We start from the raw sequence: 13,736 nt of genomic DNA, 5'->3' as shown, positions 1-13,736 counted from the left end.
CCGTGCCGCCGGAGCCGGCCGCGATGCAGCGTGCGGTCCTGCCAGGGACGAGAATAGGCGAGGCTGCCATTCCGGACCAATGAATTCTGGGGCTCGAACTATTCCGCGAGGGAATTGCATCGCGGCAAGCGCCTGGTCGCCCCAGGCGCATCGGGCGTCCCGGAAAAAGGAAAGGGGAGGCAGCCACCTCCCCTTCCCCTCACTGCCGGTCTTCGATCAGAACGTGATGCGGAGCGTGGCCGCGTACCGGCGGTCGTTCACGTACCACGAAGTCACGTGCCGGCCGGCGTCGGCCTGCTGCATGATCGTGCGCTGCTCGGCGTTGTTGAGGTTGTTCATCTCCAGGCCGAGCTGCACGTTGTCGCTGAAGCGGTAGAAGATCGAACCGTCCAGCTGGCCGTAGTCGTCGCTGTACACCGGCAGCTTCCAGGCGATGCCACCGTCGCCGCCGTTGTAGCCGTTCGGGCCGACCGACAGCAGGAACTCGCTGCGCCAGTTGTAGGCGAAGCGGACCTGCCACGGACCCTTCTCGTAGAACGCGGCGATGTTGTAGGCGCGCTCGGACAGGCCGTCGGCCGGCAGGTCGCCGAGCGGGGTGCCGTCGGTGTCGGTCGGGATCACCGTCGGGTCGTTCGGGATGCTGGTCGAACTGTCGATGTAGGTGAAGTTCGCCGACATGCCCAGGCCATCGAACGGCGCCGGCAGGAAGGTGAAGAACTGGTTCCAGCCCAGTTCGGCGCCGGTGATGCGCGCCGAGCCGATGTTCACCGGGCGGGTGACCAGGTAGTCGTACATGTTGCCGTCGGCGCCCGGGAACGCGACCAGCTCGGACTGGCGGCGGAAGTAGTCCTTGATGTCCTTGTGGAACAGGTTCACCCAGGCCATGCCGCCGTGGTCCGGATCGAAGTACCACTCCGTCGACAGGTCGTACTGGTTGGCCTTCATCGGCTCCAGGTACGGGTTGTCGTAGGAGTCGCCGGTCAGGTTGAGGTCGGTGACTGGCAGCGGGCTGCCGTCGGTGGGCGGAGTCACCCCGTCGCGCGCCGAGGCGTTGAGCACCTGGTAGGCCTGCATGTCGCCGAAGTCAGGGCGCGCGATCGCCTGGGACGCGGCGAAGCGCACGATCACGTCGTCGACCGGCTCCCAGCGCACGTTCCCGCTCGGCAGGACGTCGGTGTAGGAGTTCTTCGCCTCGATCGGCTCGGACTCGCCGGCGCCCAGGAACGGCGCGTAGGCCACGTTCGGGAAGATCAGGTAGCCGTTGGCGGAGTTCTCGGTGCGCACCACGCGCACGCCGAAGTTGCCGTCCAGCAGCAACTCGTCCAGGCCGAAGTCGACCATCGCGTAGGCCGCGCGGGTGGTCTCGCTCTGGATGTTGGTGTACGCCGGCTCGTCCAGGCTGCGCGGCTCGAACGGGCCCAGGCCGTAGCAACAACTGTAGAACGGCGCGGCGGCGTCGTGGATGGCCTTGTAGCTGTCCGGGAAACCCAGCGCGGTGGCCAGGATCGGCGCGTAGAACTTGCCGGGGGTGTTGGCGCCGCCACGGTAGAAGTTGTTGAAGTTGTTGAGGTTGACCAGGCTGGAATTGACCGTGTCGTTGAGGTCCAGCCCCGGCAGCGGCACGCCGCCCGGCAGCGCCCACCACTGCATCCAGGTCTGGAACACCGGCTGCCAGTTGTAGCTGGTGTCGCGGCTGGTGGCGTCGCGGTCGGTCAGGCGCACGCCGCCGCGGATGCCCTTGAAGAGCCCGCCGTCCAGGCGGTGCCGGATGTCGGCGCGCCACGCAACCTGGTCGGCTTCGTTGTCGACCAGGTTCTCCATGGTGAAGCCCCAGTAGTAGTTCGCCGGGTTGGTGGTGAAGTCCTCGTTGATGCCGATGCTGGGCACGCCGCCCAGGGCGACGTCGATGTAAGGCACGTTGACGCCCAGTGACACGGTGGAATCGAGCTTCTGGGTGTCGGCCTTGACGTACTGCAGGTCGGTCGAGAACTCGGTGTTGTCGCTGAACTGCCACTTCACCCCGATCGAGTAGTCGGCGGTCTTCGACTTGCGGTCCGAGGCACGGATGTCGGTGCCCATCGGCACGCCACCGTTCTGGGTGATGCGGCCGGAACGGAACACGTTGCCTTCGAACTCGTAGGGCTGGCTGGCGTCGACCATGACCTGGGTCGGGTCGTTCGAGACGAAGATCGCGTCCTCGAACCACAGCTCGTTGTACTTGCTCTGGAAGGCGGTGGCGACGACCTCGATGTCGTCGTTCGGGCGCCACTGCGCCGCCACGTAGGCGCCGGAGCGCTCGCGCTCGTACTGCAGCGTGCGCCAGTCGGCACCGCGCGGGATCCACAGCTCGTCGCCGGTGCCGTCGCCGTTGAGGTCGCTGTTGCTGTTCTTGAAGAACGGGCGCACGAACAGGCCGTCGGTGCGGGTGGACAGGTCCGAGCGGGCCACGTCGACCAGCAGGCCGAACTCGCCGCCGTCGCCGTAGGTCCAGCGGTTGCTGTACAGCACCGAGGCCGACGGATCGACCTTGTCGGCGAAGTCGCCGCGGTTGATGCTGAAGCTGGCGGCCAGCTTCTGGTCCTCGAAGTCGAACGGCAGCCGCGTGCGCAGGTTGACGGTGCCGCCCAGGCCACCCTCGATCATCGCGGCGGTCTGGTTCTTGTACACGTCCACGCCGCCCATCAGCTCGGACGGCACGTCCTGGAAGCTGAGGCCACGGCCGCCGGAGGCGGAGAAGCTGTCGCGGCCGTTGAGCTCGGAACGCACCTGGGTCAGGCCACGCACCTGCACGCCATTGCCTTCGGCGGAGAAGTGCTCCGGGTCGCCCACGGCGAGGAAGCGGTCGATGGTCACGCCGGGGATGCGCGACAGGGTCTCGGTGACGCTGCGGTCGGGCAGCGCGCCGATATCCAGCGCGGTCACCGAGTCGACGAAAGTATCGGCTTCGCGCTTGATGTCCTGCGCGCGCTGGATCGAGCCGCGGATGCCGGTGACGGTGACCTGGTCGAGTTCGGTGACCGCCTGGTCGTCGCCGCTGGCGGGGGTGGCCGCGTCCTGCGCGTAGGCCGGGGCGGCGAGCAGCAGCGCCAGGCTCATCGCCAGCGTGCTGCGGTTGAGGGGGCGGAACTGGGTGCGCGTGGACGCGCGTCCGGACGGACGGCGGTTCTGGAGCTTGGACATACGATCCCTCCCAGGACGTGCGTTGCAAGCGGGAACGGGGCGGCCGCTCCCAGGCTGGTTTTTTTTTGGCCTTCGCGGCCGGCCGGTCCCGCGGAGGGGCACGGCCGATTGATTCGTGCAGCGGTCGATCGATGAACCGGCGACTCCCGCAGCCTAAGCGGCGCTCCAATTCCAGACCAATGAAATATCCGGGCCCACCTATTCCGTACTGGACTACATCAAGGCACCCGCAAGGAAGCAAAGAAAAGGCCCGCGCGGTTGCCCGCGCGGGCCGACGGAGGAAACATGTCGCGGTGGAACAGCGCTACCAGCGCGCGCGCAGCACCGCCGAGTAGCGCCGGTCGTTCATGAAGTACGAACGCGGGTACAGCGTCTCGTCCAGGTAACCGTCGTCGTAGAGCCGCGGCCCCATCAGCACGGTGGTGACCGCGTCGGTGAGGTTGTTGGCCTGGATGCCGACCTGGATGTTGTCGTTGATGTTGTAGAAGAACGAGCCGTCCAGCTGGCCGAAATCGTCCGCCCACATCGGCAGCTGCAGGTTGGTTTCGCTGGCCGTCAGCAGGTAGCGCGAACGCCAGTTGTAGGCCAGGCGGAACGACCAGGGGCCGTGCTCGTAGATGCCCACCACGTTGTACGAACGCTCGGACAGCCCTTCCAGCGGCAGGTTGTCCACCTGCGGCCGGCGCGCGTCCGGATCGTTCGGATCGGGGTTCATGTTGCTGCCGCCCGAGCTGTCCACGTAGGTGTAGTTCGCCTGCACGCCGAAGCCCTTCATCCAGCCGGGCAGGAAGTCGAAGAACTGGTTCCAGCCCACCTCGAAGCCCTGGATTTTTCCGGTATCGAGGTTGTGCGGGCGGGTCACCGCCCAGCTGATCCCGCCGATCTCCTCGTCGCGGGTCTCGGAGACGAAGTAGCCCTCCACGTCCTTGTAGAACAGGGTCGCGTAGAGCATGTTCGCCGGCCCGAAGTACCACTCCAGCGCGGTGTCGAACTGGTTGGCGCGCATCGGCTCAAGGTTCGGGTTGCCGGCCGAGCCGGTGAAGCCCTCGAGGTACTCGAAGCCGCACAGCGCGCCGCCGTTCTGCTGTGGCTGGCAGCTTTCGTCCACACCCACCCGCAGCGGCAGCCACGAGGTCATCTGCCGGAACTCCGGGCGCGCGATCGCCTTGGACGCGGCGAAGCGCCACTGCAGCTGCGGGTTCAGGTGCAGGCGCAGGTTGAGGCTGGGCAGCACGTCGGTATAGCTGCCGGCGCTGTCGATGTTGAAGTAGCTGCCGTCGAACGCCGCGCGTACCTCAGGGGTCAGCCGGAGCTGGCCGCTCAGGTCGGGGATCTGGCCATAGCCGACGCTCGAGGTGCTGGTCTGGACGATGCGCACGCCGACGTTGCCGTCGAGGGTGCGGCCGCCGAACAGGCTGTCGTTCTCGAAGTACAGCGCGCCGTACACCGCCTGGGTGCGTTCCTCCTGGTGGTTGGTGTCCTGCGGATTGAACACCGCCGGCAGCCAGCCCTGGCCGCCGGCGGCCAGGCGGTCGGCATACAGCGGCGGGAACGCCGCGCCCGCGTTCTCCAGATCGACGATCGCGTTGTTCGGGTACCACAGGTTGCCCGGCACCTGGACCTTGCCGCGGAAGAAGTTGCCCATCGTGTACAGCTCGGAGTACTGCGGCAGGTAGTCGCTCAGCCACGCCAGCTCGTTGCCGCCGTCCCAGGAGCCGTACTGCCCGGTGGCGCCGGGGTCGAGCGTGGCCCAGGTGGCGCTGACCGGCATCCAGTTGTCCCAGCCGCTGTCCCTGTTGACCTGCTCGCGCGAGGTGGCGCGCACGCCGAAACGGAAGAAGCGCAGCCAGTTGCTGTCGTCGAAGGCGTACTCCCAGTCCAGGCGCGCGGCGACTTCCTCGCCATGGTTGTCCTGCAGGTTGTCCATGTTCGCCAGCCACGAGTACGAGCGCGGGTCGCCCAGTTGCTCGTGCTCGGCGGCCAGCTGCAGCGAGGGATACTTGCCGGTCAGGTCGAGGTAGACGTCGCTGAGGAAGGTGCTGGCGATGACGGAGAAGTCCACCGGCTTGCTCGAGGACTCCACGTACTGCAGGTCGCCGCGCATCACCAGCCGGTCGGTGATGTAGTGGCGGAAGCCGGCCGACCAGTCGCTGGTCACCGTCTCCTGGGTGGCCAGGCGGTTGGTGGTACGGAAGGCCAGGCTGTAGGGCTCCAGGTCGCAGCACAGCTCGGTGATGCTCGGATCCCAGGGCTGGCTCCAGTCGATGCTGCCCCAGTCGATGTTCACCCAGTCGATTTCCTGGCGCTGGCGCGTCGCGTAACCGGTCTGGAACACGCCGTTGCGGTCGTAGGTGAACGTCGTGCCGGGCGCCGGCAGGATGTCGTTGTCGCGCCACGCGCCATCGGCGCCCTGCAGCTGGTCGCCGAAGGTCATCGAGTGCTCGCGCCACTGCATGTTGTACTTCGAGCGCAGGAACTGGGCGTAGACCTCGGTGTTCTCGTTCGGCCGCCATTGCGCCGCCAGGGCCAGGCCCTGCCGCTTGCGTTCGAAGTCCAGGGTGCGCCAGTTGACGCCGCCGGGGATGTAGACCCAGTCGAAACTGGTGCCTTCCAGCAGCGCGGCGTCGTTGCGGCGCTGGTAGGCCTCGACCTGGATGCCGTCCGAACGCGTGGCCAGTTCCGAATACGAGACGTTGGCCAGGAAGCCGAATTCGCCGCCACCGCTGGTGGTCCAGCGGTCGCTGAACAGGAACGAGCCCGACGGATTGCCCTTCTCGACGAAGTCGCCGTAGTTGTAGTCGATGCTGGCGGCGACCTTGCGCCCGGGCTCGTCGAACGGCATGCGTGTGCGCAGGTTGACCGTGCCGCCCAGGCCGCCCTCGATGATGTCCGCCGCCGGGTTCTTGTACACGTCCACGCCGGCCATCAGCTCGGAGGGCACTTCCTCGAAGCTCAGGCCGCGGCCGCCGTTGGCGCTGAACACGTCGCGGCCGTTGAGTTCGCCGCGCACCTGGGTCAGGCCGCGGATCATCACGCCGCTGCCCTCGGCCGAGAAGTGGTCGGGATCGTCGCGCGCCAGGAAGTTGGTGACGGTCACGCCGCTCACGCGCTTGAGCGTCTCGGTCACGCTGCGGTCCGGCAGCGCGCCGATGTCCTGCGCGGTGACCGAGTCCACGATCTGATCGGCGTCGCGCTTGAGGTCCTGGGCGCGCATCACGCTGCCGCGGATGCCCCTGACCTCGACGGACTGGAAGTCCTGGGTCCCCTCGGCGCCGCCAGCGGCTTCGGCGGTCTTTCCGGCGGCCTCCCCGGCCTGGTCCTCCGCCACGTCGGCCGCGGCCTGGGCGTGCAGCACCCCGGCCGGCAGCGCCAGGGCGATGCCCAGGGCGAGCGCGGAACGGGCGAGGTGGACAGGCAGGCGCAAGGTCGCACCGCGCGTGGCGGTGCCAATCGGTTGCTTCGACATCACTGTTCCCTCCCAGGACACTGACGGATCGAACGGACTGGTTTTTCTGTTTTTCCCCTGGAGCGTCCCGCCCCCCTGCAAGCGCTGTCATCCCGGACGAGATAACGATACCGCAGCGGCGCAAAGGTTTCCCCGGAGGCACCATAGGAGGGGGTGCGGGTCGGACACCAATGAAGTTTTGGGATAGGCGGTATTCCTCAATGGAATTGGAAAACCGCGGTCAGGAGGCCCCGGTCGGCCGGGCGTGACCCGCGTACAACCGCTGCGCCGTGGCCCGCAGCGCCTCCAGCACCCGCTCGGCGGCCGGCGACAGCAGGTGGCCGCGGCGGCGGATAATCCCGAACGACTCCATGCCGACCCCCAGCTCCACCGGCAGCACCGCCAGCTGCCGGGCCTGCACGTAGGAGGCGACCGATTCCACCGGCAGCGCCACCAGCAGGTCGCTGACCCGCAGCAGGTTGATCATCACCGGCAGCGACGCGGTCTCGATCGCGTTGCGCGCGCCGACCAGGCCGTTCTCCAGGAACATGGTCTCCAGCCGCGCGCGCAGCACGCTGTCCGGCGGCGGCAGGATCCAGCCGTAGTCCGCCAGTTCCTCGTGCCGGACCAGGGCGCGGCCGTCCAGCGGATGGCCGGCGCGCACGATCACCGAGTGTGGCTCGTCGGCCAGCGACTCGAACTCCAGGTCCACGCTGTCCGCCGGATCCATGATCCGGCCGACCACCAGGTCCAGCTGGCCGTCCAGCAGCGCGGCCACCAGCGGCCGGCTGTAGTCCATCTCGATCCGCACCAGGATGTCCGGGTACTCGCGCTTGACCGCAGCCACCGCCTGCGGCACCAGGTTGGTGCCCGGATTGACCACGGTCCCGATCGAGGCCTGGCCCATGCGCCCTTCGCGCAGCGCGGCGATCTCCTCCTGGGCGCGATTAATCTCCAGCAGCGCGGTGCGCGCGCGCCGGATCAGCACCTGGCCGTACCAGGTCGGCTCCACCCCGCGCGCATGCCGCTCGAACAGCGGCACCCCGAGCAGGCCCTCCATTTCCGCCAGCAACTTGGAGGCGGCCGGCTGGGTCATACGCGCGGCCTCGGCGGCGCGCAGCACCGAGCCCTGCTCTTCCAGGTGCATCAGCAGCAGCAGGTGCCGGGTCTTCAGCCGCGACGGGTTGAACCAGTGCGCGTTGCCGGTGGGCTTGCCCATCTCCCCTCCCAGGGCGATCTATGCGAGTGGGGAATAGATTACGGCGAAAATTTCATTTGCCCAACATAGCTTGCCGGGCGAGGCTAGCGCCGCCCATTCATCCGTGAAGCGCAGGCGCACGCCCGCGCCACGCGCGGGCATCGTCCGGGCGGAGGGCCCATGGCGCACGACAGAACAGGCCGTCCCCAGCGGGCCGGTCCGGCGGGCAGGACCTGCCGCAGCCACGGCGGCGTCGAACGGGCGGCCGCACCATGACCATCGCCGAGGGCGCGCGCGCGCCGCAACTGCCGTTCCGCCTGCCGCTGGTGGCGATCCTGCGCGGCATCACCCCGGCCGAGGCGCCGGCGCACGTCGGCGCGCTGGTCGAGGAAGGGTACGACGCGATCGAGGTGCCGCTGAATTCGCCGGACTGGGCGCAGAGTATTGCTACCGCGGTGCGCGACCACAGCGGGCACGCCTGGATCGGCGGCGGCACCGTGCTGCGCCCGGCCGAGGTCGACACCCTGCGGCAGCTCGGCGCGCGCTTCATCGTCACCCCGAACACAAACCCGGCGCTGATCCGCCACGCGGTCGCGGCCGGGATGCAGGTACTGGCCGGCTTCGCCACCCCCAGCGAAGCCTTCGCCGCGCTAGACGCCGGCGCGCAGATGCTCAAGCTGTTCCCCGCCGCCAGCTTCGGCCCCGGCCACGTGCGCGCGCTGCGCGCGGTGCTGCCGGCGGTACCCCTGCTCGTGGTCGGTGGCGTCACCCCGCTCACCCTCACCGATTACCTGGCCGCCGGCAGCGACGGCGCAGGCATCGGCGGGGAACTCTATCGCCCCGGCCAGCCGCTAGAACGCACCCGCACCAACGCGCGCGAGTTCCGCCTGGTCCAGTCCGGCTACCGCCGATGAGGGATGCCGGTCGATGAAGATCACCCGCCTCACCACCTACCACGCCGCACCGCGCTGGCTGTTCCTCAAGGTCGAGACCGACGAAGGCGTCACCGGCTGGGGCGAGCCGGTGGTCGAAGGCCGCGCACGCACGGTCGAAGCCGCCGTGCACGAACTCGGCGATTACCTGGTCGGCCAGGACCCGGCGCGGATCAACGACCTGTGGCAGGTGCTGTACCGCGGCGGCTTCTACCGCGGCGGCGCGGTGTTCATGAGCGCGATCGCCGGCATCGACCAGGCGCTGTGGGACATCAAGGGCAAGGCCCTGGGCGTGCCGGTGTACCAGCTGCTCGGCGGCCTGGTCCGCGACCGGATGAAGACCTACCGCTGGGTCGGCGGCGACCGCCCGGACGACCTGGTCGAACAGATCGACGGCTACCGCGGGCTGGGCTTCGACACCTTCAAGTTCAACGCCACCGCGGAGCTGCGCCTGGTCGACAGCCCGCGCGCGGTCGACGCGGCGCTGGCGCGGGTGGCCGCGGTGCGCGACGCGTTCGGCGACACGGTCGACTTCGGCGTCGATTTCCACGGTCGCGTCGGCGCGCCGATGGCGCGGGTGCTGCTGCGCGAGCTGGAGCCCTACAAGCCGCTGTTCGTCGAAGAACCCGTGCTGCCCGAGCAGGCCGAGCATTACCCGCGCCTGGCGGCGGCCACCGCGATCCCGCTGGCGGCCGGCGAACGCATGTACTCGCGCTTCGAATTCAAGCAGGTGCTGCAGGCCGGCGGCCTGGCGATCCTGCAACCGGACCTGTCGCACGCCGGTGGCATCAGCGAATGCGTGAAGATCGCGGCGATGGCCGAGGCCCACGACGTGGCCCTCGCGCCGCACTGCCCGCTGGGCCCGGTAGCGCTGGCCGCCTGCCTGCAGGTGGACTTCGTCGCGCACAACGCGATGCTGCAGGAGCAGAGCATCGGCATCCACTACAACCAGGGCGCCGACCTGCTCGACTACGTGCTCAACCGGGAGGATTTCGCCTGCGACGAGGGCGGCCACATCCGCGCCCTGCCGCGGCCCGGCCTGGGCGTGGAAATCGACGAGGAGCGCCTGCGCCGCGCCCACGCCAACCCGCCCGACTGGCGCAATCCCCTCTGGCGGCATGCGGACGGGAGCGTCGCCGAATGGTAGAACTGCGCCGATGGATCCCGGCCCGACCGCCCACCTGATCGTCGACGCGCGCTGCGCCCATGGCGAAGGCGTGCTCTGGTGCGAACGCCGGCAGGCGCTGCTGTGGGTGGACATCGACGGCGCGCGGCTGTGGATGCACGAACCTGCCAGCGGTCGCTCGCACCACTGGGCGTTGCCCGACCGCCCCGGCTGCCTTGGCCTTGCCGCTTCCGGCGAACTGCTGCTGGCGCTGGCCAGGGCGCTGTCCCACGCCGACCTGGACGCAGCGCTGGCCGGCGACGACGCGCCGCTGCCGCTGCGGCACCTGGCCGACGTGCAGCCGCACGAGCCGCGCACGCACAGCAACGACGGCCGCGCCGACCGCCACGGCAATTTCGTGTTCGGGACCATGGACGGATCGGCGGTGAAGTCGCCGCTCGGCGCGTTCTTCCAGTACTCGGCCGCCCATGGCCTGCGCCCGCTGCCGCTGCCGGGCGTGGCCATCCCCAATTCGATCTGCTTCTCGCCCGACGGCCGCACGCTGTACTGGTGCGATTCCACCCGGCCGCAGATCCAGTGCTGCGACTACGACCCGGAGGCCGCGCGGGTGGGCGACTCGCGCGTGTTCGCCGCGGTCGACCTGCCCGGCGTGGCCGCCGACGGCTCCTGCATCGACGCCGATGGCTTCCTCTGGAACGCGCAGTGGGGCGGCGCGCGCGTGGTCCGCTACGCACCCGATGGCCGCATCGACCGGGTCGTGCCGGTGCCGGTGCCGCAGCCGTCGTGCTGTGCGATCGGCGGCGCCGGGATGGACATGCTCTACGTGATCACTTCGCCGCAGGGGCTGGATGGGGCGGCGCGCGCCGCCGCGCCCGCCTCCGGCGGCCTGTTCGGGATACCGCTCGGCGCTGCGCTGGGCCTGCCGGAAAGCCGGGTGGAACTGCCATGATCGCGGTCGACTGGGGTGGCAGCAGCCTGCGCGTGTACCGCCTGGATGCCGGCGGCGCGGTGGTGGACCGCCGCCGCGGCGAGGAAGGCGCGCTGGCCTGCGCCGGCCGCTACGGCAAGGTGCTCGCGGCGATGATCGCCGGCTGGGACGATCCGCTGGTGGTGCTGGCCGGCATGGTCGGCGCACGCGGCGGCTGGATCGAAGTGCCCTACGTGCGCTGCCCGGCCGATGCCGACGCGCTGGCCGCGGGCATGCTGCGGCTGGACGCCTCGCGCGAGGCCCCGGGCTTCGGCTACCGCCAGTTCTGGTGCGTGCCGGGCATCGCCGACCGCACCAGCACCACCGGCGACGTGATGCGCGGGGAGGAAACCCAGATCGCCGGCCTCCTCGATGCGCTGGGCGGTGGCACGCACACCGTCTGCCTGCCCGGCACGCACAGCAAGTGGGTGCAGGTGCGCGACGGCACGATCACCTCGCTGGCCACGGCGATGACCGGCGAGCTGTACGCGCTGCTGCGCACGCACAGCATCCTCGCCCGCGGCATGGCCGAAGGCGAACCGCCACTGGACGAGCCTGCGTTCGACGCCGGACTGGCCTGCAGCGACGGCGGCGGCAGCCTGCTGCACGACCTGTTCGCGGTGCGCACCGCCTCGCTGTTCGGGCGCTTCCCGGCGCAGGTCCTGCCCTCCTTCCTGTCGGGCATGCTGATCGGGCACGAGGTGCAGTTCGCGCTCGCCGGCCTGTCCACGCCGGTGCACCTGGTCGGCGGCGACGGCCTGGTCGGGCGCTACGCGCACGCGCTGCGCCGGCGCGGCGTCGCCGTGCACCGCCATCCGGAGGAGCTTGCGGCCGCCGGGATGTTCCGCCTGGCCCGGGCGCGCGGCCTGGCCTGAACCGCGCCGCGGCCCGCGGGGCGACGGCGCACGGGCGCTGGCTTAGAATATCGGTCGCTCTTCCCGCCACGCAGCCGTTCGCCATGCCCTTCGTCGTCACCGAGAACTGCATCAAGTGCAAGTACACCGACTGCGTGGAGGTGTGCCCGGTCGACTGTTTCCACGAGGGCCCGAACTTCCTGGTGATCGACCCGGACGAGTGCATCGACTGCACCCTGTGCGAGCCGGAATGCCCCGCCAACGCGATCTTCCCGGAAGACGACGTGCCGGCCGGCCAGGAAAGCTACGTCGCGCTCAACGCCGAGCTGTCGCAGGCCTGGCCGGTGATCACCGTGCGCAAGGAGCCGCTGCCCGACGCCGCCGAGGGGGACGGCAAGCCGGACAAGCTGCCGCTGCTGGAACGCTGAGGGCCGCACCGCGCGGCTTGCCCCGCCGCAAATGGGAAAGGCGCCCTCGGGCGCCTTTCCACGTGCCGGCGATGGCGGCTTCCGGAAAATCAGTGCTTGGCCAGCGCCGCCTGCAGCGCGGCGACCACCTGCAGCGGCGCGCCCGCCGTGGCCGGAAGGCCGCGCGGATCGACCGCCGAGACGTAGGCGCCGCCTTCGACCCCGACCACGCGCACCAGGAAATCCACGCCCTGGTACTTCACGTCGTAGGTGCCCAGCAGCTGTGCGCGGCTGGCGATCTCCAGGCCGTCGATGGCTTCCAGCGCCGGCCCGACCCTGGTGAACACTTCATCGCGACTGCCGGCGACGGTGAAGCCGCTGGGCGATGCGGCCGGTGCGGCGGCGGGCTGCGGGGCGGCCGCCTGGCCGGCGGCCGGCGGCAGTGCCATCGCGCCGCTGGTGTCGGGCAGGTTCAGGTCCGGCGGCACTTCCAGCGGGCGCGCTTCGGGGCTGAGCGCGTAATCGCCCTTGGAGCCGCCGCCGAACCAGGAGCAGCCGCCGAGCAGCGCGGTCGCGGTGAAGGCCAGCAGCGCGGCCGTGGAGGCGCGGGCGAGGCGGGAGGTGTGGGACATCGGCAAGGCTCCGGAAGGTTCGGGTGTTTCGGAAGGGATCAGGCCGCGAGCGGTTCGCGGCCACAACTGGCTTCGAGCGCGCGGGCCAGGGCGATCATGCGCGCGGCTTCATCGTGGTGCCGCGCCGACAGCGGCAGCAGCGGCAGGCGCACGCCGTGGCCGAGGCCAAGGCGCTGCAGCAGCGCCTTGACCGGGATCGGGTTGGGCTCGACGCCGCAGAAGGCGTGCAGCGGCGCCAGCCGCGCATCCCACTGCGCAGTCGCGGCCGCGTCGCCGCCACGTGCAAGGTCGAGCAGCCGACGGTAGGCGGCGGGAGCGGCGTTGGAACCGACCGAGACCAGGCCATCGGCGCCGGCCAGCAGCGCGCGCGCGGCGGTGGCGTCGTCGCCACCAAGCACGCGGAAACCGGGGGCGCGCAGCGCAACCAGCGCGTCGATGCGCGCCGCATCGGCAACCGCTTCCTTGATGCCGACGATGCGTTCGTGCGCGGCCAGTGCGGCTACCGTTTCCGGCAGCAGGTCGGCGCCGCTGCGGCCGGGCACGTTGTACAGCATCACCGGCAGGCCGCCCTCGTCGGCCACGGCGCGGAAGTGCGCCAGCATGCCGGACTGGGTGGGGCGCACGTACGGCGGCACCACCACCAGCGCCACGTCGGCGCCGAGCGCAGCGGCGCGGCGGGTCTGGGCGATGGTGCGCGCGGTGCCCGGCTGGCCGGGGCCGGCCCGCACCGGCACGCGGCCGGCGACGGCCTGCACCGCGGTGCGCAGCAGGGTGTCGTATTCGTCGTCGGCGAGCATCGAGGCCTCGCCGGTGGAACCGGCGACGACCACGCCTTCCACGCCCGCGGCCAGCTGCCATTCCAGCAACCTGCGCCAGGCGCCCAGGTCCAGTGCGCCGGCCTCGTCGAACGGGGTCGCAAGCGCGGTGATCAGGCCGGTGGGATGCAATGCGTTCGACTCGGGCGATTGCTGGGTTCCGGCGGTCTGCGCGCGTGG

The 13,736-nt window shown here is 70.1% G+C and carries 10 protein-coding genes; 5 read left to right on the top strand and 5 right to left on the bottom strand.

The window, feature by feature from the left end:
- Nucleotides 1-216: 216 nt before the first annotated feature.
- The 3 genes from CSC64_RS07130 to CSC64_RS07120 all read right to left on the bottom strand — a co-directional run bounded on the left by CSC64_RS07130 (nucleotide 217) and on the right by CSC64_RS07120 (nucleotide 7,844).
- On the bottom strand, nucleotides 217-3,180 hold the full coding sequence (locus CSC64_RS07130) for a TonB-dependent receptor (RefSeq protein ID WP_238389800.1): 2,964 nt from the start codon (nucleotides 3,178-3,180) through the stop codon (nucleotides 217-219).
- A 304-nt stretch (nucleotides 3,181-3,484) separates the two neighbouring features.
- The gene (locus tag CSC64_RS07125; RefSeq protein WP_162434635.1) at nucleotides 3,485-6,646 is read right to left on the bottom strand and encodes a TonB-dependent receptor; all 3,162 of its coding nucleotides are present in this window, start codon (nucleotides 6,644-6,646) and stop codon (nucleotides 3,485-3,487) included.
- Between the two features lie 220 nt (nucleotides 6,647-6,866).
- Complete coding sequence (locus CSC64_RS07120) at nucleotides 6,867-7,844, bottom strand: LysR substrate-binding domain-containing protein (protein WP_162434634.1); 978 nt, start codon at nucleotides 7,842-7,844, stop codon at nucleotides 6,867-6,869.
- Nucleotides 7,845-8,095: 251 nt separating this feature from the next.
- On the opposite strand from CSC64_RS07120, the gene CSC64_RS07115 reads away from it, so the two are divergent.
- The 5 genes from CSC64_RS07115 (at nucleotide 8,096) to fdxA (ending at nucleotide 12,130) form a co-directional block, all read left to right on the top strand.
- Entirely contained in the window at nucleotides 8,096-8,737 is a 642-nt protein-coding gene (locus tag CSC64_RS07115; protein ID WP_162434633.1) for a 2-dehydro-3-deoxy-6-phosphogalactonate aldolase, read from the top strand.
- 13 nt (nucleotides 8,738-8,750) lie between these two features.
- Entirely contained in the window at nucleotides 8,751-9,902 is a 1,152-nt protein-coding gene (gene dgoD / locus CSC64_RS07110; RefSeq protein ID WP_162434632.1) for a galactonate dehydratase, read from the top strand.
- 10 nt (nucleotides 9,903-9,912) lie between these two features.
- Nucleotides 9,913-10,830 (top strand): SMP-30/gluconolactonase/LRE family protein, encoded by a 918-nt coding sequence (locus tag CSC64_RS07105; RefSeq protein WP_162434631.1) that lies wholly within the window; start codon nucleotides 9,913-9,915, stop codon nucleotides 10,828-10,830.
- A complete protein-coding gene (locus CSC64_RS07100) occupies nucleotides 10,827-11,723 on the top strand; it encodes a 2-dehydro-3-deoxygalactonokinase (protein WP_162434630.1) in 897 nt (298 codons plus the stop codon). The genes CSC64_RS07105 and CSC64_RS07100 overlap by 4 nt, the downstream gene beginning before the upstream one ends.
- Nucleotides 11,724-11,806: 83 nt before the next feature.
- Nucleotides 11,807-12,130, top strand: coding sequence for a ferredoxin FdxA (gene fdxA / locus CSC64_RS07095; protein ID WP_162434629.1), 324 nt, complete (start codon nucleotides 11,807-11,809; stop codon nucleotides 12,128-12,130).
- 89 nt (nucleotides 12,131-12,219) lie between these two features.
- On the opposite strand, the gene CSC64_RS07090 is transcribed toward fdxA, so the two are convergent.
- Together CSC64_RS07090 and dapA are read right to left on the bottom strand one after the other, a co-directional pair.
- Nucleotides 12,220-12,741 carry a hypothetical protein gene (locus CSC64_RS07090; protein ID WP_162434628.1) on the bottom strand — a complete coding sequence of 174 codons (522 nt, stop codon included), beginning with the start codon at nucleotides 12,739-12,741 and terminating at the stop codon, nucleotides 12,220-12,222.
- Between the two features lie 38 nt (nucleotides 12,742-12,779).
- The gene (dapA, locus tag CSC64_RS07085; protein WP_162434652.1) at nucleotides 12,780-13,688 is read right to left on the bottom strand and encodes a 4-hydroxy-tetrahydrodipicolinate synthase; all 909 of its coding nucleotides are present in this window, start codon (nucleotides 13,686-13,688) and stop codon (nucleotides 12,780-12,782) included.
- Between the last annotated feature and the right edge of the window lie 48 nt (nucleotides 13,689-13,736).

Origin of the sequence: Pseudoxanthomonas koreensis, from assembly GCF_010093225.1 — a bacterium.
GTDB classification, from domain to species: domain Bacteria; phylum Pseudomonadota; class Gammaproteobacteria; order Xanthomonadales; family Xanthomonadaceae; genus Pseudoxanthomonas; species Pseudoxanthomonas koreensis.
Note: the sequence above shows the minus strand (reverse complement) of the source record. Positions and strands in the feature narration are given on the sequence as shown.

Bases quoted from the DNA above. Each gene is read 5' to 3' on its own strand.
- CSC64_RS07105 (WP_162434631.1), top strand. From the start codon at position 9,913: ATGGATCCCGGCCCGACCGCCCACCTGATCGTCGACGCGCGCTGCGCC.
- CSC64_RS07115 (WP_162434633.1), top strand. From the start codon at position 8,096: ATGACCATCGCCGAGGGCGCGCGCGCGCCGCAACTGCCGTTCCGCCTG.
- CSC64_RS07090 (WP_162434628.1), bottom strand. From the start codon at position 12,741: ATGTCCCACACCTCCCGCCTCGCCCGCGCCTCCACGGCCGCGCTGCTG.
- CSC64_RS07120 (WP_162434634.1), bottom strand. From the start codon at position 7,844: ATGGGCAAGCCCACCGGCAACGCGCACTGGTTCAACCCGTCGCGGCTG.
- CSC64_RS07125 (WP_162434635.1), bottom strand. From the start codon at position 6,646: ATGTCGAAGCAACCGATTGGCACCGCCACGCGCGGTGCGACCTTGCGC.
- fdxA (WP_162434629.1), top strand. From the start codon at position 11,807: ATGCCCTTCGTCGTCACCGAGAACTGCATCAAGTGCAAGTACACCGAC.
- CSC64_RS07100 (WP_162434630.1), top strand. From the start codon at position 10,827: ATGATCGCGGTCGACTGGGGTGGCAGCAGCCTGCGCGTGTACCGCCTG.
- dgoD (WP_162434632.1), top strand. From the start codon at position 8,751: ATGAAGATCACCCGCCTCACCACCTACCACGCCGCACCGCGCTGGCTG.
- CSC64_RS07130 (WP_238389800.1), bottom strand. From the start codon at position 3,180: ATGTCCAAGCTCCAGAACCGCCGTCCGTCCGGACGCGCGTCCACGCGC.